This window comes from Cyanobium sp. NIVA-CYA 375 (assembly GCF_056108345.1).
Genome location: NZ_JBSYHW010000277.1, coordinates 1 through 862, shown reverse-complemented (window position 1 = coordinate 862; position 862 = coordinate 1). Strand labels below are relative to the sequence as shown.

General features: G+C 68.1%; 1 protein-coding gene. It reads right to left on the bottom strand.

Annotation, left to right across the window (positions count from 1 at the left end; all coding sequences use genetic code 11):
• Window positions 1–148: 148 nt before the first annotated feature.
• The coding region (locus AC01FP_RS18060) for a TMEM43 family protein (protein ID WP_474482183.1) at window positions 149–862 on the bottom strand (714 nt) is incomplete at its 5' end.

The window sequence follows — 862 nt, the reverse complement described above, 5'->3', positions numbered from 1 at the left end:
CCCTGCCCTATCTGCGCTCAGTGGAGACAAGTTGTCGTTGGACTGACAGCACCGATGGAGCCTGTCTGCGCCCGGTGGAGGCAATTTCGCGTTGGACTGAACTCACCGTCGGCAGCTTGGCCGCCCTGCGTGGGGCCGGACCGGAGGCTCAGCCGGTTCGAGGGACTGTCCTGGCGGGGCGCTTGACCCAGAGGACCGCTGCAACAACCAGCCCGATTCCGGCAACGCTCAGCAAGGAAAACACAGGGCGGACCGCGAACCAGGCAACGGCGATCACCACCACGCCGACCGCCACCCCGCCGATCGCGGCCAGGGTTCCCGTACCGAAGCGGACGACTGCTCCCAGCGGTGGCAGGACGTCGGCCAGGGTCGGCAAGGGTGCGAGGATCATCCCGAAACCGACGATCAGGCCGACCACACCGCCGAGGCGCAGCACCCAGGTGAGGACCTGGTTCCCGTCCCTCGCCTGCTGAAGCATCTCTTGCGCGGTCGCCATGCCCGGGGTCACGAGGAAGATCTCTGCACCGCTGCGCGCGGTGAAGGGGGCCAGCGCGCCGCCGCTCTGGGCCGCAACCACGCTGACGGACCCGGCCGGTGCCGCCGTATAGCGGATGCGGATATCGCCTACCGCAGGGCGAGCCGGGTCCATCCCGACATAGAGCGCGTCGGTCTCGACCCGGACCGGGCGGGACAGGGCCGTCGACAGGGTCCGGGCGTCCTCCTGGCTCACCAGGACCGGGACGGACGGCTGGAAGGCATTGAGAAGCCGCCGATCCACCCGATATCTGAACTTCATGGCAAGAGCATCGAACAGCAGCAGCCGGCCGCTGAGGGTGGTGCCGATGCCGGTGATGATCTTCAC